Origin of the sequence: Yersinia similis (assembly GCF_001053095.1) — a bacterium.
Classification (GTDB): domain Bacteria; phylum Pseudomonadota; class Gammaproteobacteria; order Enterobacterales; family Enterobacteriaceae; genus Yersinia; species Yersinia similis.
This window is the reverse complement of sequence record NZ_CGBP01000001.1, coordinates 332,941-352,030: the sequence shown is the minus strand read 5'-3', so window position 1 is coordinate 352,030 and position 19,090 is coordinate 332,941. Positions and strand designations below refer to the sequence as shown.

The window sequence follows — 19,090 nt, the reverse complement described above, 5'->3', positions numbered from 1 at the left end:
CCCATGTCTAAACTGATGGCGACAATGGCGACAATGGCGACAATGGCGCTGATGTCGCAGAGATCTTTACACCAGACGGCGGAAAAACCGCGATGCCGTTACCTTAAACGGTGAGGATAGGCATTTAGCTTCCGCGATCTACCACGGCAGCGGCCACAGCAGCAGTGAGCCGAGTTAAGGCGTGTTGAGAGATAATATAAGGTGGCATCAGATAAATCAGTTTGCCAAAGGGCCTGATCCACACCCCTTGTTCGACAAAACTGCGTTGCAGGCGGGCGACATTAACGGTTTTTTTCATCTCCACCACCCCGATGGCCCCAAGTACCCGCACATCTGCCACGGTATCTTCCTGAGCCAGCGGCAGTAATTCCCTTTTTAACTGATCTTCTATTTCACTCACCTGCTGTTGCCACGAATTTTCTGCTAATAAACTCAGGTTCGCAGAGGCGACTGCGCAAGCCAGCGGATTTGCCATAAAGGTTGGCCCATGCATAAAGCACCCTGCATCCCCCTTACTGATGGTTTCGGCCACTGTACGGGTGGTCAGCGTGGCGGATAAGGTTAGATAGCCTCCGGTGAGGGCTTTACCTAAACATAAAATATCCGGCACGATCTGCGCATGTTCACAGGCAAACAGTTTGCCTGTTCGGCCAAACCCAGTGGCTATCTCATCGGCAATCAATAAAATTTGATGTTTATCACATAACGCTCTGACTTCACGCAGATAGCTGGGGTGATAAATTCGCATCCCGCCAGCCCCTTGCACTACAGGTTCCAGGATTACGGCGGCAATCTCACTGGCGTGCTGAGTTATCAGCGCGGCAAAATCAGCAATATCTTGCGGATCCCACGGGTCATCAAAGCCGCACTGTGGCGCACTGGCAAACAGATTCTCGGCTAAATAGCCCTGATACAAACTGTGCATTGAATTCTGTGGGTCACAGACGGACATCGCACCGAACGTATCGCCATGGTAACCATGACGCAAGGTCAAAATACGCTGTCGCCGCTCACCCTTCGCCTGCCAGTATTGCAACGCCATTTTCAGTGCGACCTCAACGCTCACCGAGCCGGAATCGGCCAAAAAAACGCATTCCAGTGGCGGCGGTGTCATCGCGACCAGTTGTCGGCACAGCTTTACTGCGGGCGGATGGGTAATGCCGCCAAACATCACGTGCGACATTTTATCCAGTTGCTGATGTGCGGCGAAATTCAGTACCGGGTGGTTATAGCCATGAATGGCCGCCCACCAAGATGACATACCATCGATCAGCCGCCGACCATCAGCTAATTGCAATTCAACACCTTCAGCGGCCACCACGGGGTAACAGGGCAGCGGCTCAGTCATTGAGGTGTAGGGATGCCAGATATGCTGTTGATCAAAAACCAAGTCAGAAGGTGTCATTAGGTACCGTTGTAAACCAAAACAACCATAGAGTGATTGACAGTATATCGAGTTTATTTACACTGACGAAACTTTTTCTCTTCTTTTGAGAGGCCATTATGGCAACTTATCATCACTGGACAGTAGGGCAAGCCCAGGCCCTGTTTGATAAACCGCTGTTGGAATTATTGTTTGAAGCACAGCAAGTTCACCGCCAGCATTTTGATCCGCGTCAGGTACAAGTCAGTACGTTGTTGTCGATTAAAACCGGAGCCTGTCCGGAAGATTGCAAATATTGCCCGCAAAGCTCTCGCTATAAAACCGGTCTGGAAAGCGAACGCTTAATGCAGGTTGAGCAGGTACTGGAATCTGCCAAGAAAGCCAAAGCCGCAGGTTCGACCCGCTTCTGTATGGGGGCGGCCTGGAAAAATCCCCACGAGAGGGATATGCCTTATCTGGAGAAAATGGTTGAAGGCGTCAAGGCAATAGGGATGGAAACCTGTATGACATTGGGTTCGCTGAGTAAACAGCAAGCTCATCGGCTGGCGGATGCCGGGCTGGATTATTACAACCACAATCTGGATACCTCTCCGGAGTTTTACGGCAGCATTATTACGACCCGCAGCTATCAGGAACGTTTGGATACGTTAAACGAGGTGCGTGACGCTGGGATCAAAGTGTGTTCTGGTGGCATCGTCGGGCTGGGGGAAACGGTACGCGATCGCGCTGGGCTGTTGGTGCAACTGGCGAACTTGCCTAAGCCACCTGAAAGCGTGCCCATCAATATGTTGGTAAAAGTGAAAGGCACCCCGCTGGAAAATAACGAAGAGGTGGATGCCTTTGAGTTTATCCGCACCATTGCAGTAGCGCGGATCATGATGCCGTCTTCCTATGTCCGTCTGTCTGCCGGGCGTGAGCAAATGAACGAACAAACTCAGGCCATGTGCTTTATGGCTGGAGCCAACTCTATTTTCTACGGCTGCAAATTACTGACCACACCGAACCCCGATGAAGATAACGATCTGCAATTGTTCCGTAAATTGGGGCTAAACCCGCAGCAGACGGCAACATCACACGGTGATCGTGAACAACAACAGGTCTTGACCGAGCAGCTACTGCATGGGGATACCGCCCAGTTTTATAATGCGGCGGTCTAATGAGCTGGCAAGATAAAATAGCGCAAGGCTTGCAACGGCGACGTGATGCGGCGGCTTACCGTACTCGCCAGGTCAACGAGTGGGCCAATGGGCGTTGGCTACAGTCAGGCGAGCGGCAATATCTCAACTTCTCCAGTAACGACTATCTAGGGTTAAGCCAGAATGACGAGATCATTGCCGCATGGCAGCAAGGCGCACGGCGCTATGGGGTAGGGAGTGGCGGTTCTGGTCATGTGACCGGTTATAGCCAACCTCATGCCCGGTTGGAGCAGCAGTTAGCTGATTGGTTGGGCTACCCGCGCGCACTGCTATTTATCTCCGGTTATGCCGCTAATCAGGCAGTGCTGGCGGCTCTGACCGATGCTGATGACCGGATATTGGCGGATAAACTCAGCCATGCCTCACTATTGGAAGCCGCCACGCACTCACCCGCGCAGTTGCGGCGTTTTCAGCATAATCAGCCCGAAGCGCTGCAAAATCTGCTGATCAAGCCTTGCCAGGGGCAGACGCTGGTGGTCACCGAAGGCGTATTTAGTATGGATGGCGATAGCGCGCCATTGGCGGCGTTGCACCAACAGACGTCGGCAGCGGGCGGCTGGTTACTGGTGGATGATGCGCACGGTATTGGGGTTCATGGTGAAGGGGGGCGGGGCAGTTGCTGGTTACAAGGGGTTCAACCTGAGCTGTTAGTTGTCACGTTTGGCAAGGCGTTCGGCTTAAGTGGTGCGGCGGTCTTGTGTCAAGAACCGGTTGCTGAATACTTGTTGCAGTATGCCCGTCACCTGATTTACAGCACCGCTATGCCCCCCGCGCAAGCCTGTGCTCTACAAGCCGCCTTGCTCCAAGTGCAACAAGGTGATGCATTACGCCAACAACTTCAGCGGCGTATCCGCCAATTCCGTACCGCTGCTGCGCATTTGCCGCTGCAACTGGGGGCGTCAAAAACGGCGATCCAACCGCTGTTGGTAGGTGATAATCAGCAAAGCCTGGTCTGGGCAGAGCAACTGCGTGCTGCTGGTTTATGGGTGACGGCAATCCGCCCCCCTACGGTGCCACCGGGAAGCGCCAGATTGCGCATAACCCTCAGTGCGGCTCATCAACCCGAGGATATCGATAGGCTATTGGAGGTGCTTTATGGCCTCTGTCACTGAGCACGCTCAACGGAGCGTTGGGTGTTTACCGCCACTGAACGTTGATAAACAGGCGATTGCAGCCGCATTCAGCCGGGCCGCCGAGAGCTACGACGGTGCGGCTGATTTACAGCGAGAAACAGGTCATCAGTTAGTAAATCTGGGCCACCAGCACGGGGGCCTTGTGGTGTTGGATGCCGGTTGTGGCACGGGTTATTTCAGCCAGCATTGGCGCTTGTTGGGGAAGCGGGTCATTGCCTTGGATCTGGCGGCAGGTATGTTGGATCATGCGCGCCAACAGCAGGTCGCTGACGACTATCTGCTAGGAGATATTGAACGTATTCCACTGCCCGACCAGTCGGTGGATATCTGCTTTAGCAATTTGGCGGTGCAATGGTGTTCAGATCTGGGGGCGGCGTTGAGTGAATTCTACCGAGTGACGCGCCCCGGTGGGATCATCCTATTTTCTACCTTGGCAGAAGGCTCCCTTGATGAATTAGGGCAGGCGTGGCAACAAGTGGATGGTCAGCGCCATGTAAATGATTTTCTACCACTGCAACATATCCAGGCAGCCTGCCGATATTATCGTCATCACCTGACAACCGCGTTATATCAGCCACGGTTTCCTAACGTGATAGCCCTTATGCGCTCGTTACAAGGCATTGGTGCCACGCATTTGCATCATGGGCGTCAGGCTGGATTACAGGGGCGTCAGCGTCTTGCAGCGCTACAACGGGTCTATGTCATGCAATCTGGCGGTTATCCACTGAGTTATCATATGGTTTATGGGGTTATTTATCGTGACTAAACGTTGGTTTATCACCGGTACCGATACTGATGTCGGTAAAACCGTCGCCAGTTGTGCATTACTGCAAGCGGCCGCTACTCAGGGGTACCGTACTGCTGGCTATAAACCGGTGGCATCCGGTAGCCAGATGACCGCTGACGGATTGCGCAATAGTGATGCCTTGGCGTTGCAGGCTAATAGCAGCCAGAGGCTCTGTTACTCACAAGTGAATCCGTTCACTTTTTTGGAAGCGACATCGCCGCATATTGCCTGTGAAAGTGAAGGGCGGGAGATCCCTTTAACGGCTTTGTCACAGGGTCTACGTCAACTGGAATCATCCGCTGACTGGATATTGATAGAAGGGGCTGGCGGCTGGTTTACCCCGCTTTCTCCGCAGGCCACATTTGCCGATTGGGTACAGCAGGAACAATTGCCGGTCATTATGGTGGTTGGGGTGAAACTGGGGTGTATCAACCATGCATTGCTCACGGCACAGGCGATTCAGCACGCCGGGCTGACACTGGTTGGTTGGGTTGCTAATGAAGTGACACCCGCAGGGAAACGGCAGGCTGAATATCAGGCCACATTGATACGGATGATAACAGCGCCATTATTAGGGGTTATCCCCTATCTTTCTGATATAGAAGAAAATCCCGTGATGACACGCCGTGATCTTGGGCGCTATCTGGATTTGACGGTATTACGTGTAGCAGAGATGGATACTACAAATATGGGCGCTACAAATATTAATACTACAAATATTACAGACTGCTGACAAACCCCGATGACTTGATCTTGAACGGTGAGGATAGGCAGAGGAGTAAAGAGTCCGCGCCAAGGATGGCGCGGCTCGAGCCTACATGGATGTATTTACGGCGTCTTTACGATCTGCCTGTTCTCTCCGTCGCGGGTACTTTGTCAATAACCTCATTAATACTACAAACGTGTGATGCGGCCTGCAATTAGGGGCGATTAACCTTGTGAAGTTAATCTACCCGAATGCGCCGCGGCCCTGAGTTTGATCAACGGGCTAAATGTTCGCTAATCAGGCCTTCATTCAATTGGTCTAATGTCCCCTGAGCGACATTTCGGCCACCCGCCATCAGGCAAAAGCGATCAGCAATATGCTGAATAAATGGCAAGCGGTGCTCGACCAATAATAAGGTCATACCCAAATTACGACTCAGTTGATGCAGAACAGTGCCGATATCTTCACTCAGCGCCGGTGAGGTATTGCTTCCCGGCTCATCAAGAATAAGCAGTTCTGGCTCTGCGACCAAGGCTCTGGCAATGGCTAACTGTTGCTGTTGATTTCGGGTTAGTTCACCACCACGCTGGCTGCGTTTATCGTGCAGCAATGGAAAGAGATCAAAAACCCAGCCCGGAATAGGGTGGGACTTATGGCGGCCTGCCAGCACGGCGACCAGTAGATTATCCTCGACACTCAGTTGGGAGAAAATTTGCTGACCCTGTGGGACATAACCAATGCCTAATGCATTGCGTCTTTCGACAGGCTGCTGTTGCAAATTTTGCGGGGGTTCATGGTGAGGTTGCCAGATCATGGTGCCGCTTTTAATGGGTAAATGTCCCATAATGCAATTAATCAACGTGGTTTTCCCCACACCATTGCGGCCTATCAGGCACGTGCACTGGCCACGGGGAAGCTCCAGATTGATATCCCAGAGAATATGATTATTCCCATAATATTGATTTACAGCGGTTAAACTTAGCATCAGTGCGTCTCCTTAGTCGATCTCAGTGGTTCACAGGTGACCCGGTGTTCTGTAACGGCTAGTGAGAGTTAACCAGCAAATCTGCATACTTGGTCGCGGTAATAGAGCATAAAACGCCACACTTATTACGCGTGGTTACGTGTGTAAATAGCGATTAAATAACCCTTTAGTAGCATTAAATGATACCAAAGCGCTATTTTTACCACTAATGCCTTCAATAGTAGACTCTATCTAGCCAATTGGCTTACTGAATTGTTTTCAGTTAATTCATCTATTCTTCAGATAATCTACAGAGATCAAGCAACTCTTGGACCAAATTGTCGAACACAGAAATAAAATCTGTATGTTAATGGCCTGTAAATGTTTTTTTGGCTAAGCAGAGGAATAATAATAAAGTTTTGATTAGGGAAGGGTAAGCTGTTGGGGGATATTGCACTTAAATAGTGCCATGGTGCACGTTCTGGTGCAGAAAAAAACCGCTCTTTGGTCTTGGATAAGGTGATAATGCGAATAAATGCTAGTTATAACATTAGCAAGCAGTGTAGTTAGCACTAATTGAAATATGCGTTGAAATAAAAACGTCAAAAAAACACTAAAAAAGGCCGTCCATCTCCATTTCATCGCGAAGTTTTGTTTTTCGCCAGCTCCCAGCCTCTGTGGGGTTGATTGAGTTATCCACTATTCCTGTGGATAACCTTGTGCATTAACAATACAAAACTAAAGAGAGGCGAGAGCCAGCGCGGCTTCGGCTCCTGTTGTCTGGATTCTCTCCTTTTTATTAAATTTGTTTAATTTCAATGTGTTATATAAAATCAAGCGCCTAATATACATTCGAAAAAATGATGAGTAATGTTTAATCAATTATTTGGGGATATCTTGATCGCAGTAACATTTGGGGATAAAAATTTTTACGGTGTAAATGTTACCAAGTTGTCACTGTAAAGGGACAACCGCTGCGTCGATACGAAAATTCCTGTCATTGGGTGTTTGAAGCTGGTTTTATATCCAGTATCATAAGGTTGGCAAAAATCTCGGGGGCTTTCATAATTAGCCCCCTGACAGTGTGTTTCTCCCGCGGGTAGCGAATTCATGAGCAAATCATTCAAACTGCATTCTGTGTTTAAGCCAGCTGGCGATCAGCCTGAGGCTATCCGTAAATTGGAGGAGGGGCTGGAGAATGGCCTGGCACACCAGACCTTGCTAGGGGTAACGGGATCGGGCAAAACCTTTACGGTTGCTAATGTTATCGCCGATCTGAACCGGCCAACCATGATCCTGGCCCCGAACAAAACACTGGCAGCACAACTTTACGGCGAGATGAAAGAGTTCTTCCCGGATAACGCGGTAGAGTACTTTGTCTCCTACTACGATTATTATCAACCTGAAGCTTACGTGCCCAGTTCCGATACTTTTATCGAGAAGGATGCGTCGGTCAATGAACATATCGAGCAGATGCGGCTATCAGCCACCAAGGCCTTGTTAGAGCGGCGAGATGTGGTGGTAGTGGCGTCGGTTTCGGCCATTTATGGTTTGGGCGATCCAGATCTGTATCTGAAAATGATGTTGCATCTAACCCGTGGCATGATCATTGATCAACGTTCCATTTTACGTCGCCTGTCAGAATTGCAGTACAGCCGCAACGATCAGGTATTTCAACGCGGTACTTTTCGGGTTAGGGGGGAAGTGATCGACATCTTCCCGGCAGAATCTGATGAGTGGGCGCTGCGGGTAGAATTATTTGATGAGGAAGTCGAGCGATTATCCATCTTCGATCCACTCACGGGTCAGCTACAGCATGAAGTCCCTCGCTTTACTGTTTATCCTAAAACACATTACGTCACCCCACGGGAACGCATTCTACAGGCAATGGAAGAGATAAAAGTCGAGCTGGCGGAGCGGCGTCAGGTGCTGTTAGCCAACAACAAATTGTTGGAAGAGCAACGTATCTCCCAACGTACTCAGTTTGATCTTGAAATGATGAATGAGCTGGGCTATTGCTCGGGTATCGAAAACTATTCTCGCTATCTCTCTGGCCGTGGGCCGGGTGAAGCGCCGCCCACATTATTTGACTATTTACCGGCTGATGGTCTGTTGATTGTCGATGAGTCCCACGTCACTATTCCGCAAATTGGTGGCATGTACAAAGGCGACCGCTCACGTAAAGAAACGCTGGTGGAGTACGGTTTCCGCTTGCCATCGGCACTGGATAACCGGCCAATGCGCTTTGAAGAGTTTGAAGCATTGGCACCACAAACGATCTATGTTTCGGCCACTCCGGGCAAATACGAGCTGGAGAAATCTGGCGGTGATATTATTGAGCAAGTGGTGCGGCCAACGGGCCTACTCGATCCGCTGATCGAGGTCCGTCCGGTGGCGACGCAAGTAGATGACTTGCTGTCAGAGATCCGTATCCGTGCTGCGATTAACGAGCGGGTACTGGTGACCACGCTAACGAAACGGATGGCTGAGGACTTGACAGATTATCTCAGCGAGCATGGTGCCAAAGTACGCTATCTGCATTCAGATATCGATACTGTGGAGCGGGTGGAGATTATTCGCGATTTACGCTTGGGTGAATTTGACGTGCTGGTGGGTATCAACTTGCTGCGGGAAGGGTTGGATATGCCAGAGGTCTCATTGGTTGCCATTCTTGATGCAGATAAAGAGGGCTTCTTGCGTTCTGAACGCTCCTTGATTCAGACCATTGGTCGTGCTGCCCGTAACCTCAACGGCAAGGCGATTTTATACGGCGATAGAATTACCGCCTCAATGGAAAAAGCCATTGGTGAAACGGAACGGCGGCGAGCTAAACAGCAGGCGTATAATGAAGAACGCGGGATTATTCCTCAGGGGCTAAACAAAAAGATTGGCGATATCCTGCAATTGGGGCAGCCCTCGATGCGCGGCAAAGGAAAAGGGCGCGGCGGTAACAAAATGGCCGATACCACCCAATATCAATCTTTGTCGCCGAAAGCACTTGATCAGAAAATTCGTGAACTGGAAGCGAAAATGTATACATATGCGCAAAATCTGGAGTTTGAGCAGGCGGCTGAATTACGTGATCAGGTTCATCAACTGCGGCAACAGTTTATTGCGGTATCTTAAGTTTATCTCCGATACCTTAAAGCCGAGGGCCAGACCGTCGGCCACTAGCGCCATATCCCACTTGGAGTATGACGGGGGTATCCAGAAATACTTGTCGCCCTCATCAATTCTCAGTAAGGTGTGCCGCTAAAATTATGACGATACAGATAATTATCTGTCAGTGTGCCGTTGTCAGGCCATGAGATATTTATCTCATAACACAAGAGAAAAACGATGAGCGAGCATTTATCTAAAGATCCGCTGCACGGAATTACCCTAGAGCAATTGTTGACAAAATTGGTTGAAAACTATGGCTGGGATGGGCTTGCTGATCGTATTCAGATTAACTGTTTTATCAGTGACCCCAGCATTAAATCCAGCTTAAAGTTTCTGCGCCGTACCCCGTGGGCAAGGCAAAAAGTGGAAGCGCTCTATATTGAGATGAGCGACAAAGCGGAGTGGTTGAAAGACCAGTTTTGAGCCGCCTGCCTTGCGGTTTAGTGGCGCTGCGGATGATGAGCGGCAAACATATTGTGGGGCATCGGCAACTTACGCCGAGCCTGTACCACCCAACTGTTGCAAGGTATTCTCCAACGCCTGACGCAATAACTCGCGGTCATGGCGGTGAGGAATATCTTTTGCTTCCAGTGGTTGCTGGACAATAATTCGGTCTTTTACGCCACTGATATCGATTGTCGGGCTGACAATAACTGCATCAATGATTTTACGGCCAATCTTGCTTTCCATGATGGTCAGTTTGTCTTGTAATGACAGCGCAGCGGCGGCGGGGCTTAATTCGCGGCCCAGATTCCCAATGTAAATCATGCTGGCAGAGCTGCGGCGCAATGCCTGAGTTAAATCATCCAGCAGCAGTAATGGCATTAGACTGGTTAGAAAACTGCCGGGGCCAATCAAAATAACATCCGCCTGATTAACGGCTTCGACGGCTTCTCGGGTGGCGTGCACATGGGGTGATAGCAACATTTCTTGTGGCATCTGCGCCAGTTGATCAATATTCACTTCGCCGTAAATCGGGTGCCCCTCATGGTCAATAGCCATCAAATCTACCGGTTGCTCGGACATCGGGATCAACAAGGCATCCACTTTCAGCAAGCTACGCACCAAATTGATCGCTTCAATGGGGCGAATGCTTAGGTGATCTAACGCCTTCAGCATTAAGTTACCCAAATTATGCCCTGCCAGCTCACCATTACCGGTAAAACGGTATTCAAACATCGCGGAGGCGACACTCGGCTCGGTAATCAACTGATTAAGGCAATTACGGGTATCTCCCCAGGCAATCCCCCCCTCTGAGCGACGTATCCGTCCAGTTGAACCGCCATTATCGGTGGTGGTAACAACGCCTGTCAGGCGAGAGCCTAAGGAGGAGAGAGACGACATTACTCGCCCCAAACCATGGCCTCCGCCCAGTGCAACGACCCGTTCCAAATCCGCTAATGTGCGATTTCGCATATTTCTCCTGTTTTTATATTCAGTGCCTGGCGTTCATCACGCATTCCGTTTTTATCCCGAGTTGTAACCTGACTGCCACGTTAATGGCTTTGGGGACCGTTAATCATAAAATTGCCGCATAAGTTAACGGATTTGTGATTGAAACGCGATATAAGCCATAATTTTTGTGATTTTAAACAAGGCATCAATCCCGGATTTCAGTAAGCTGAATAACAATAACTTTGAATGGATAAGTCGTTGTATATAATAATATATAGCGAAAAACTATGATTGGCTATCCTGCCATTTTAACGTTAGAATCTGTAGGAAAAGTAGGGTTTTTAGTGGTTAGTTGTTGTTTATCACCTTATTTTTTAACGCCATGATTTAGCCGTAATTTATAAGTTACAACTAAACATAAACTCCTAGCCTTAGCGTCTACGTTGTCTTTTTCGTATTGGCAATATGATGTTCTGGCCGTGGCTTTAAGCCACCAGGGTGCAAGGTAGAAATGCCTGCATCTCCCATATTTGGAAAGGTGTTATGGTACAACTCACTGACGCATTTGCGCGTAAATTCTACTATTTGCGCCTATCGATCACTGATGTGTGCAATTTTCGTTGCACATATTGCTTGCCAGAGGGCTACCGCCCAGATGGCGTCAAAAGTTTTTTGAGCCTTGACGAAATCAACCGCGTCAGCCGCGTCTTTGCCTTGTTGGGTACGGAAAAAATCCGCCTGACGGGGGGAGAGCCTTCGATGCGGCGTGATTTCACTGATATTATTGCCACTATCCGGCAAAATCCCGCTATCCGTACCTTGGCCGTTACAACTAATGGTTATCGTTTGGTCCGTGATGTGGCTCAATGGCGTGATGCGGGTCTGACGGCGATTAACGTCAGCGTCGATAGTCTGGATCCGCGACAATTTCATGCCATCACCGGGCAGGATAAATTTTATCAAGTCATGCAGGGCATAGATGCCGCATTTGATGCCGGTTTTGACAAAGTCAAAGTCAATGCTGTTTTGATGCGTGATGTTAATGATCGCCAACTGAGTGCATTTCTTGACTGGATCAAGCCTCGGCCCATTCAACTGCGTTTTATCGAACTGATGGAAACTGGCGAAGGCGGTAACCTGTTCCGCAAACACCATGTTTCTGGTGGCGTTATCCGCCAACAATTACTCGAACAAGGCTGGCAGCAGCAAGATCGGGCGCGCAGTGATGGCCCGGCGCAGGTGTTTCACCACCCGGATTACCGAGGTGAAATTGGGCTGATCATGCCGTATGAAAAAGATTTTTGTGCCAGTTGTAACCGTCTGCGTGTTTCTGCTCTCGGTAATTTGCATTTGTGCTTATTTGGTGAGCAGGGGATTACATTACGTGATCTGCTGGGCAGTGATGATCAACAAGATGAGCTGATAGCGCGGATTCAAAGTGCATTGCAAACGAAGAAACAAACTCATTTCTTACATCAGGGTAACAGCGGTATAACGCAAAATTTATCCTTTATTGGCGGCTGATGTGAGCGAATTAGCGCCGATGAGCTTACATCAGTAAGTGATTCGGGCAAGTGAATGCCGCTAACCCCCCTGTAATGTCAAGCGAAGGGAAATGCCCAAAGTTATTGGCATTACAGGTAGGCAGCAAATGAGTGAGCGCCGATGAGCTTACATCAGTAAGTGATTCGGGCAAGTGAATGCCGCTAACACCCCTGTAATGTCAAGAACGAAGGGATTTTATTGATGACCCAACTGACACACATAAACGCCGCAGGCGAAGCCCACATGGTCGATGTCTCGGCAAAGAATGAAACCGTCCGCGAAGCACGTGCAGAAGCGTTTGTTGAAATGCAGGCCGCGACACTGGCGATGATTATCGATGGCCGCCATCACAAGGGGGATGTGTTCGCGACGGCTCGGATAGCCGGTATTCAGGCAGCCAAAAAAACGTGGGAATTGATCCCGCTGTGCCATCCGTTACTGCTGACTAAAGTGGAAGTAAAACTGCAAGCACAGCCAGAGCATAACCGGGTGCGGATCGAAACCTGCTGCCGCCTGACCGGTAAAACCGGGGTAGAAATGGAAGCCCTTACTGCGGCCTCAGTTGCGGCCCTGACGATTTACGATATGTGCAAAGCGGTACAAAAAGACATGATTATCGGCCCAGTACGCCTACTGACAAAGAGTGGTGGGAAATCAGGTGATTTCAAGGTGGATATATGATTCAGATTCTATTTTTTGCTCAGGTACGTGAGTTGGTTGGGGTGGATAAATTACAGTTAGCGGCCGAGTTTCCAACTGTTGAAGCGCTACGTCAATCCCTGTGCCAACGGGGTGAGCGCTGGCAGTTAGCCCTTGAAGAGGGCAAATTACTGACAGCGGTTAATCAATCGTTAGTGAGTGCTCAGCATCCACTGGCCGCAGGTGATGAAGTGGCGTTTTTCCCGCCGGTGACCGGGGGTTGATGATGGAAAATACGCGTATCCGTGTCGGCGCAGAAGCGTTCAATGTAGGTGATGAATACACATGGTTGTCACAGTGCGATGAAGATGGCGCGGTGGTGACATTCACTGGCAAAGTCCGTAATCATAATCTGGGGGCCAGTGTCAGTGCGCTAACACTGGAACACTACCCCGGCATGACAGAAAAAGCGCTGACGGAAATTATTGCCGAAGCACGCAGCCGTTGGTCATTGCAGCGGGTATCGGTCATCCATCGGGTCGGGTCACTATTCCCCGGAGATGAAATTGTCTTCGTGGGTGTGACCAGTGCTCATCGCAGTATGGCATTTGAAGCAGCAGAATTTATTATGGACTACCTGAAAACACGGGCACCATTCTGGAAGCGGGAAGCCACGGTTGAGGGTGAGCGCTGGGTTGAATCACGGGACAGCGACCATATTGCGGCTAAACGCTGGTAATCTATGCGCAGAACAGCATAAAAATCACGGCTAAATGTCTATTTTTACTCCTTTGTTTCCGCTATTTCTATGGTACCTTAAAAGGACGGTGGGCTGTCAGTCGATAGCCTGTATTTATTATTTAATACAAAGGTAACTACCATGGACCGCTATCCACGCTCTAATGGTTCGATTGTCGAACGTGCCGGCTCAGGCATTCAGGCCTATATGGCGCAGGTATACGGTTGGATGACCTGTGGCTTGTTATTAACCGCAGTTGTCGCTTGGTATGCCGCGAACACTCCTTCAATCATTTTTGCTTTGCAATCAAACCAAATATTGTTCTTTGGCTTGATTATTGCCCAGCTTGGTTTGGTTTTTGTTATTTCCGGTATGGTTAACCGCCTGAGTGGAACAGCAGCAACATCACTGTTTATGCTGTATTCCGCGCTGACCGGCCTTACCCTTTCCAGCATATTGATAATGTACACGGGCGCGTCTATCGCCAGTACTTTCGTTATTTGTGCCGGGATGTTTGGTGCTATGAGCTTCTATGGTTACACCACCAAACGTGATCTGAGCGGTATGGGCAGCATGTTGTTTATGGGCCTGATCGGTATCATTCTGGCATCCCTTGTTAACATCTGGCTGAAAAGCCCGGCGTTGATGTGGGTTGTGACCTATATCGGTGTGCTCGTGTTTGTGGGCCTGACTGCCTACGACACACAGAAACTGAAAAACTTGGGCGCACAGTTGGATGTCAATGATAAAGATTCATTCCGTAAATACTCCATTGTGGGCGCACTGACTCTGTATCTCGATTTCATTAACCTGTTCTTGATGTTATTACGGATCTTCGGTAATCGTCGCTAAGCGGGTTGATTAAACGCTATGGCGCGGTAAGTTTGCCCACCGACATGGTTTGAGATAGTAAAGGACACCAGGCATAAAAACCGGGTGTCCTCAGACTGCTGACAAAGTCAAATGAAGAGGAAACGTGCCGTTGGGGTCGTGAGTCGCCGAAGTGCCCCTTGGTGCGGTCAACCCTTCACCCACTGAGCTATAAATCGCTTTGTCATCAACCTCTAGGACACCAAAATCTGGTGTCCTCAGACTGCTGACAAACCCCGATGACGTGATCTTGAACGGTGAGGATAGGCAGAGGAGTAAAGCGTCCGCGCCAAGGATGGCGCGGCTCGAGCCTACATGGATGTATTTACGGCGTCTTTACGATCTGCCTGTTCTCTCCGTCGCGGGCACTTTGCCAATAACCTCAGGACACCAAAATCTGGTGTCCTTTTTGTTTTTATGTCGCCAGTGGTCATCACCGTTTTTATGTAGAAGTCGCCGTTTGATGCGGCGAGTAACGGTCTGTATCGGCGAGCGATGTGGTTAACGATCCTCTACGTATTTCGTGATTTTCTTTACGGATATGATGTTACGGGTAATGAATGCCTTACGGGGGAGGTGCGGGCAGGGGTATCTCCGGCGATAAAATACGCGGCGTTGCTTTTTGCCAGTGGTTGGCAGCCACGAATACGATCCGCTATTTTCTCTGCAATCATGATGGTCGTGGCATTGAGGTTGCCGGTAATGATTTGCGGCATGATAGATGCATCGACCACCCGTAGCCCCTGCACACCGTGTACACGGCCTTGCCCATCAACCACCGCCATCTTGTCGTCACCCATTTTACATGAGCACGAAGGGTGATATGCCGTCTCGGCATGTTCGCGGATGAAGGCATCCAGTTCGTCATCGCTTTGAACATTGGCCCCAGGGCTTATCTCTTGGCCACGGTATGGATCCAGTGCAGGCTGCGCGATAATCTCGCGGGTGATGCGGATAGCATCGCGGAACTCATGCCAGTCTTGTTCGCTCGACATGTAGTTGAACAAGATACTTGGGTGCTGGCGCGGATCTTTCGACTTTACCTGTACGCGGCCACGGCTTGGTGAACGCATCGAGCCAACATGCGCCTGAAAACCATGTTCTTTCACGGCGTTGCTTCCATTGTAATTAATGGCGACGGGCAGGAAGTGGTACTGAATATTCGGCCAGGTAAACGCATCACGACTGCGGATAAACCCACCGGCTTCGAATTGATTGCTGGCACCCACGCCCGTACCATTGAATAACCATTCGATACCGATTTTGGGCTGATTAAACCACAGCAGAGCAGGGTAAAGTGACACTGGCTGTTTACAGCTATATTGCAGATACATCTCAAGGTGATCTTGCAAATTCTCCCCGACGCCGGGCAACGCCTGCACCAACGGAATATCCAGGCGTTGCAGTAATTCCGCAGGGCCAATCCCCGAGCGCTGTAAAATTTGTGGTGACGCGATAGCACCCCCACACAATAAAACTTCACGGCGAGCATAGGCGGTTTGGCCGGTGCCAGCATCACCTTTGAGGTAGCGGACACCAGTGGCCCGCTTTCCTTCAAATAGGATCCGGTCCGTCAGGGCGTGCGTAATAATGGTTAGGTTATTACGTGGGCGCGCCTGATCAAGATAGCCGCGCGCAGTACTGGCACGACGCCCCTTCGGCGTCACGGTACGATCCATCGGGCCGAAACCCTCCTGCTGATAGCCATTCAGGTCATCAGTACGCGGATAACCGGCCTGCACACCCGCAGCGACCATCGCATGAAATAACGGGTTGTTGCCGATTTTAGGTGTGGTCACGTTGACAGGGCCTTCACCACCGTGGAAATCATTTGGGCCGATGTCGCGTGTTTCTGCCTTGCGAAAGTACGGCAGGCAATCAAGATAACTCCAGTCCTTCAGACCCGATAAACTGGCCCAGTGGTCAAAATCCATGGCGTTGCCACGGATGTAACACATGCCATTAATTAATGATGAACCGCCCAAACCTTTACCGCGTCCGCACTCCATGCGGCGGTTGTTCATATGCGGCTCCGGATCGGTTTCATAAGCCCAATTATAACGTTTACCCTGAAGTGGAAAGGCGAGCGCCGCAGGCATTTGTGTCCGAAAATCCAGCCGATAGTCTGGTCCACCCGCTTCGAGCAAGAGTACGGTGACATCCGCATCTTCTGTTAAACGGGCTGCCAGCACGTTTCCTGCAGAACCGGCACCAATGATGATGTAATCGTATTCCATTGGATGTCCCTCTGGTGTTGGATTAAAAAACAGAATTGAAACTGCCCAACTCAACCTGAATTGATTTGATTTGCGTGTAATGTTCCAGCGTACTGATGCCGTTTTCACGGCCTATGCCAGAATGCTTATATCCGCCCACAGGCATTTCAGGTGCTGATTCACCCCAAGTATTGATCCAGCAAATACCCGCTTGCAGTTGATGAATCACGCGATGGGCACGGTTTAAATCCTGTGTGACGACCCCCGCCGCCAAACCGTACTCGGTATCATTAGCTCGGCGAATAACGTCCTCTTCGCTTTGATAGCTAAGAATGCTCATCACCGGGCCGAAGATCTCTTCACGCACAATTTGCATGTCATCGTGGCAGTGGGTGAATACCGTTGGGGCAACATAGGCCCCGCGTGCCAGTGCGCCCTCGGTCAGACAGCATCCCCCGATCAGCAGGGTTGCGCCTTCCCGTTTACCGCTGTCAATGTAACGCATCACTGAATCGCGGTGCTGGAAGCTGACCAGCGGGCCAAAGTTGACTCGTTCATCGCTTGGGTCACCAATATGAATCCGCTTGACCCGTTCAACGATTTTCTGCTCAAACGCGGCCTGTAACGCCTGCGGGACAAAAACTCGCGTGCCGTTGGTGCAGACTTGTCCTGAGCTGTAGAAATTGGCCATCATCGCAATGTCAGCGGCCTTATCGAGATCGGCATCAGCAAAAATGATCAGCGGGGATTTCCCGCCCAACTCCATGGTGACATCTTTCAGAGTCGATCCAGCGGCGTTAGCCATCACCTTTTTACCGCTGGCAATCCCCCCAGTGAAGGAGACCTTTGCAATGCCCGGATGCTCTGTCAGCATTTGCCCAACCTGGTCACCACTGCCGGTCAATACATTAAATACGCCAGCCGGTAAACCCGCTTCGGTATAGATTTCTGCCAATTTCAGTGCGGTCAGCGATGTCACTTCACTTGGTTTGAAGATCATGGCGTTGCCCGCCGCCAGCGCCGGTGCAGATTTCCACAAGGCTATCTGAATGGGATAATTCCAGGCACCAATACCGGCAACCACGCCCAGTGGCTCACGGCGGGTATAGACAAATGCGCTGTCACGTAGTGGGATCTGTTGCCCTTCAATAGCGGGAATGAGGCCAGCATAATATTCCAGCACATCGGCACCGGTAACGATGTCTACCGATCGGGTTTCGGATAGAGGTTTACCGGTGTCTGCCGTTTCAATTGCCGCCAGTTCATCATTACGATCGCGCAAGATATCCACAGCCCGGCGTAAGATGCGTGAACGTTCCATCGCGGTCATCGCTGCCCACACTGGCTGACCTTGTTTGGCTGCGGCTACCGCCTTATCAACATCCTGTGCATTGGCGGCCTGGAGTTGCGCAATGCATTCGCCATTCGCAGGGTTCACGGCATCGAAAGTTTCACCACTGGCGCTGTCGGTGTAAGCGCCGTTGATATAAAGTTTTTGCAAGCCGTAGCGGGACATGGTCTCTCCTGTCTTTTTCTGTACGGCTAAATACCGTTCAGTGCGTTCGAATTTTGTTCAGCACTTACATTTGATGTTCAATTTCTGCTCAATATAGTTATGGATAATCAGCAGCGCTTCCTGACGATTAAAGTGTTCGCCACTCAATGCACTGCGTAGCCATAATCCATCAATCAAACCCGCCATGCCTTTAGCGGCGAGCTGCGCTTGCTCACGTGGTAAACAACGTTTGAACTCAGCACATAAATTTGAATAGAGCCGGCGGTTATTCACCTGCTGTAGCCGATACAATTGCGGGCTGTGCATACTGCTCGCCCAAAATGCCAACCAGGTTTTCATCGCGGCGCTATTGATCTGGCTGTCATCAAAGTTGCCTTCGGCGATCGCCCGCAAACGGGCGCGAGGATCGTTGACGGGCAGGGCAGCCAAGTGCTGCTTCACCGCCTCGCCAAGGTGCCTTATCAGATATCTCATTGTGGCTTCTAGCAGGCCATTTTTGTCACGGAAGTAGTGGCTGATAATGCCGTTGGATACGCCAGCACGCTTTGCAATCTGCGCAATAGACGCTTCATGCATTCCCACTTCATTCACCGCGGCCATTGTTGCCTCGATCAATTGCTGCCGTCGAATCGGCTGCATTCCTACTTTTGGCACGGGTCTGGACTCCTTTAAATTCAATCAATTAATACTGTTATTCACGCTGCCTATTGGCAGCCAGTTACCCGTTACGAAACACTATTAAACTTTTTTTTGATTGAACGTTCAATAAAAAATGAATATATTTTATTGCTGATAAGTTAAATTTTTGTATAAAAATTGGTTGTAACTTGTTGATGTT

18 protein-coding genes, 1 pseudogene and 1 riboswitch are annotated in these 19,090 nt (G+C 50.1%); of the genes and pseudogenes, 13 read left to right on the top strand and 6 right to left on the bottom strand.

Going from position 1 to position 19,090, the window contains the following annotated elements; translation table 11 throughout:
• Nucleotides 1-124 precede the first annotated feature (124 nt).
• Nucleotides 125-1,405 carry an adenosylmethionine--8-amino-7-oxononanoate transaminase gene (bioA, locus tag AC971_RS01465; protein ID WP_025383095.1) on the bottom strand — a complete coding sequence of 427 codons (1,281 nt, stop codon included), beginning with the start codon at nt 1,403-1,405 and terminating at the stop codon, nt 125-127.
• Between the two features lie 98 nt (nt 1,406-1,503).
• Here bioA and bioB point away from each other — a divergent pair, with 98 nt between their 5' ends.
• From bioB to AC971_RS24960, 5 genes and pseudogenes are all read left to right on the top strand, one after another.
• Nucleotides 1,504-2,541: a biotin synthase BioB gene (bioB, locus tag AC971_RS01460; RefSeq protein ID WP_025383096.1), complete on the top strand. Its 1,038-nt coding sequence runs from the start codon at nt 1,504-1,506 to the stop codon at nt 2,539-2,541.
• Nucleotides 2,541-3,692, top strand: a complete 1,152-nt coding sequence (bioF, locus tag AC971_RS01455; protein WP_048677211.1) for an 8-amino-7-oxononanoate synthase — start codon at nt 2,541-2,543, stop codon at nt 3,690-3,692. The genes bioB and bioF overlap by 1 nt, the downstream gene beginning before the upstream one ends.
• Nucleotides 3,676-4,479, top strand: a complete 804-nt coding sequence (gene bioC, locus AC971_RS01450) for a malonyl-ACP O-methyltransferase BioC (protein ID WP_025383097.1) — start codon at nt 3,676-3,678, stop codon at nt 4,477-4,479. Before bioF ends, bioC begins: the two co-directional genes overlap by 17 nt.
• Complete coding sequence (gene bioD, locus AC971_RS01445; RefSeq protein WP_025383098.1) at nt 4,472-5,233, top strand: dethiobiotin synthase; 762 nt, start codon at nt 4,472-4,474, stop codon at nt 5,231-5,233. Before bioC ends, bioD begins: the two co-directional genes overlap by 8 nt.
• A gap of 85 nt (nt 5,234-5,318) precedes the next feature.
• A pseudogene (locus tag AC971_RS24960) lies at nt 5,319-5,387 on the top strand (gluconate 5-dehydrogenase); the annotation flags it as partial.
• A gap of 93 nt (nt 5,388-5,480) precedes the next feature.
• Here AC971_RS24960 and AC971_RS01440 read toward each other — a convergent pair.
• Nucleotides 5,481-6,191 (bottom strand): branched-chain amino acid ABC transporter ATP-binding protein, encoded by a 711-nt coding sequence (locus tag AC971_RS01440; protein ID WP_025383099.1) that lies wholly within the window; start codon nt 6,189-6,191, stop codon nt 5,481-5,483.
• Between the two features lie 1,089 nt (nt 6,192-7,280).
• Here AC971_RS01440 and uvrB point away from each other — a divergent pair.
• Nucleotides 7,281-9,296: an excinuclease ABC subunit UvrB gene (gene uvrB, locus AC971_RS01435; RefSeq protein ID WP_025383100.1), complete on the top strand. Its 2,016-nt coding sequence runs from the start codon at nt 7,281-7,283 to the stop codon at nt 9,294-9,296.
• Between the two features lie 213 nt (nt 9,297-9,509).
• The gene (locus AC971_RS01430) at nt 9,510-9,755 is read left to right on the top strand and encodes a VF530 family protein (protein ID WP_025383101.1); all 246 of its coding nucleotides are present in this window, start codon (nt 9,510-9,512) and stop codon (nt 9,753-9,755) included.
• A gap of 69 nt (nt 9,756-9,824) precedes the next feature.
• On the opposite strand, the gene yvcK is transcribed toward AC971_RS01430, so the two are convergent.
• A complete protein-coding gene (gene yvcK / locus AC971_RS01425) occupies nt 9,825-10,748 on the bottom strand; it encodes a uridine diphosphate-N-acetylglucosamine-binding protein YvcK (RefSeq protein WP_025383102.1) in 924 nt (307 codons plus the stop codon).
• A gap of 389 nt (nt 10,749-11,137) precedes the next feature.
• Nucleotides 11,138-11,284, top strand: a riboswitch (molybdenum cofactor riboswitch).
• Here yvcK and moaA point away from each other — a divergent pair.
• The 6 genes from moaA (at nt 11,271) to AC971_RS25555 (ending at nt 14,970) form a co-directional block, all read left to right on the top strand.
• Nucleotides 11,271-12,251, top strand: coding sequence for a GTP 3',8-cyclase MoaA (moaA, locus tag AC971_RS01420; RefSeq protein WP_025383103.1), 981 nt, complete (start codon nt 11,271-11,273; stop codon nt 12,249-12,251). (Overlaps the previous riboswitch by 14 nt.)
• A gap of 222 nt (nt 12,252-12,473) precedes the next feature.
• Nucleotides 12,474-12,953 (top strand): cyclic pyranopterin monophosphate synthase MoaC, encoded by a 480-nt coding sequence (gene moaC / locus AC971_RS01415; RefSeq protein ID WP_025383104.1) that lies wholly within the window; start codon nt 12,474-12,476, stop codon nt 12,951-12,953.
• The gene (gene moaD / locus AC971_RS01410) at nt 12,950-13,195 is read left to right on the top strand and encodes a molybdopterin synthase sulfur carrier subunit (RefSeq protein WP_002210773.1); all 246 of its coding nucleotides are present in this window, start codon (nt 12,950-12,952) and stop codon (nt 13,193-13,195) included. The genes moaC and moaD overlap by 4 nt, the downstream gene beginning before the upstream one ends.
• A gap of 2 nt (nt 13,196-13,197) precedes the next feature.
• Nucleotides 13,198-13,650, top strand: coding sequence for a molybdopterin synthase catalytic subunit MoaE (moaE, locus tag AC971_RS01405; protein WP_025383105.1), 453 nt, complete (start codon nt 13,198-13,200; stop codon nt 13,648-13,650).
• 141 nt (nt 13,651-13,791) lie between these two features.
• Complete coding sequence (locus AC971_RS01400) at nt 13,792-14,502, top strand: Bax inhibitor-1/YccA family protein (RefSeq protein WP_002210775.1); 711 nt, start codon at nt 13,792-13,794, stop codon at nt 14,500-14,502.
• Nucleotides 14,503-14,835: 333 nt separating this feature from the next.
• The gene (locus AC971_RS25555) at nt 14,836-14,970 is read left to right on the top strand and encodes a gluconate 5-dehydrogenase (protein ID WP_071825488.1); all 135 of its coding nucleotides are present in this window, start codon (nt 14,836-14,838) and stop codon (nt 14,968-14,970) included.
• An 83-nt stretch (nt 14,971-15,053) separates the two neighbouring features.
• Here the strand turns inward: AC971_RS25555 and betA are convergent, their stop codons facing one another.
• The 3 genes from betA to betI are packed head-to-tail and all read right to left on the bottom strand — an operon-like array spanning nt 15,054 to nt 18,906.
• Nucleotides 15,054-16,757: a choline dehydrogenase gene (betA, locus tag AC971_RS01395; protein WP_025383106.1), complete on the bottom strand. Its 1,704-nt coding sequence runs from the start codon at nt 16,755-16,757 to the stop codon at nt 15,054-15,056.
• 22 nt (nt 16,758-16,779) lie between these two features.
• On the bottom strand, nt 16,780-18,252 hold the full coding sequence (gene betB / locus AC971_RS01390) for a betaine-aldehyde dehydrogenase (protein WP_025383107.1): 1,473 nt from the start codon (nt 18,250-18,252) through the stop codon (nt 16,780-16,782).
• 57 nt (nt 18,253-18,309) lie between these two features.
• Nucleotides 18,310-18,906, bottom strand: coding sequence for a transcriptional regulator BetI (betI, locus tag AC971_RS01385; protein WP_025383108.1), 597 nt, complete (start codon nt 18,904-18,906; stop codon nt 18,310-18,312).
• Nucleotides 18,907-19,090: the final 184 nt, after the last annotated feature.

Bases quoted from the DNA above. Each gene is read 5' to 3' on its own strand.
- AC971_RS01400 (WP_002210775.1), top strand. From the start codon at position 13,792: ATGGACCGCTATCCACGCTCTAATGGTTCGATTGTCGAACGTGCCGGC.
- AC971_RS01430 (WP_025383101.1), top strand. From the start codon at position 9,510: ATGAGCGAGCATTTATCTAAAGATCCGCTGCACGGAATTACCCTAGAG.
- bioB (WP_025383096.1), top strand. From the start codon at position 1,504: ATGGCAACTTATCATCACTGGACAGTAGGGCAAGCCCAGGCCCTGTTT.
- moaC (WP_025383104.1), top strand. From the start codon at position 12,474: ATGACCCAACTGACACACATAAACGCCGCAGGCGAAGCCCACATGGTC.
- moaA (WP_025383103.1), top strand. From the start codon at position 11,271: ATGGTACAACTCACTGACGCATTTGCGCGTAAATTCTACTATTTGCGC.
- bioC (WP_025383097.1), top strand. From the start codon at position 3,676: ATGGCCTCTGTCACTGAGCACGCTCAACGGAGCGTTGGGTGTTTACCG.
- yvcK (WP_025383102.1), bottom strand. From the start codon at position 10,748: ATGCGAAATCGCACATTAGCGGATTTGGAACGGGTCGTTGCACTGGGC.
- betB (WP_025383107.1), bottom strand. From the start codon at position 18,252: ATGTCCCGCTACGGCTTGCAAAAACTTTATATCAACGGCGCTTACACC.
- moaE (WP_025383105.1), top strand. From the start codon at position 13,198: ATGGAAAATACGCGTATCCGTGTCGGCGCAGAAGCGTTCAATGTAGGT.
- bioF (WP_048677211.1), top strand. From the start codon at position 2,541: ATGAGCTGGCAAGATAAAATAGCGCAAGGCTTGCAACGGCGACGTGAT.
- betA (WP_025383106.1), bottom strand. From the start codon at position 16,757: ATGGAATACGATTACATCATCATTGGTGCCGGTTCTGCAGGAAACGTG.
- AC971_RS25555 (WP_071825488.1), top strand. From the start codon at position 14,836: ATGGATGTATTTACGGCGTCTTTACGATCTGCCTGTTCTCTCCGTCGC.
- bioA (WP_025383095.1), bottom strand. From the start codon at position 1,405: ATGACACCTTCTGACTTGGTTTTTGATCAACAGCATATCTGGCATCCC.
- AC971_RS01440 (WP_025383099.1), bottom strand. From the start codon at position 6,191: ATGCTAAGTTTAACCGCTGTAAATCAATATTATGGGAATAATCATATT.
- uvrB (WP_025383100.1), top strand. From the start codon at position 7,281: ATGAGCAAATCATTCAAACTGCATTCTGTGTTTAAGCCAGCTGGCGAT.
- moaD (WP_002210773.1), top strand. From the start codon at position 12,950: ATGATTCAGATTCTATTTTTTGCTCAGGTACGTGAGTTGGTTGGGGTG.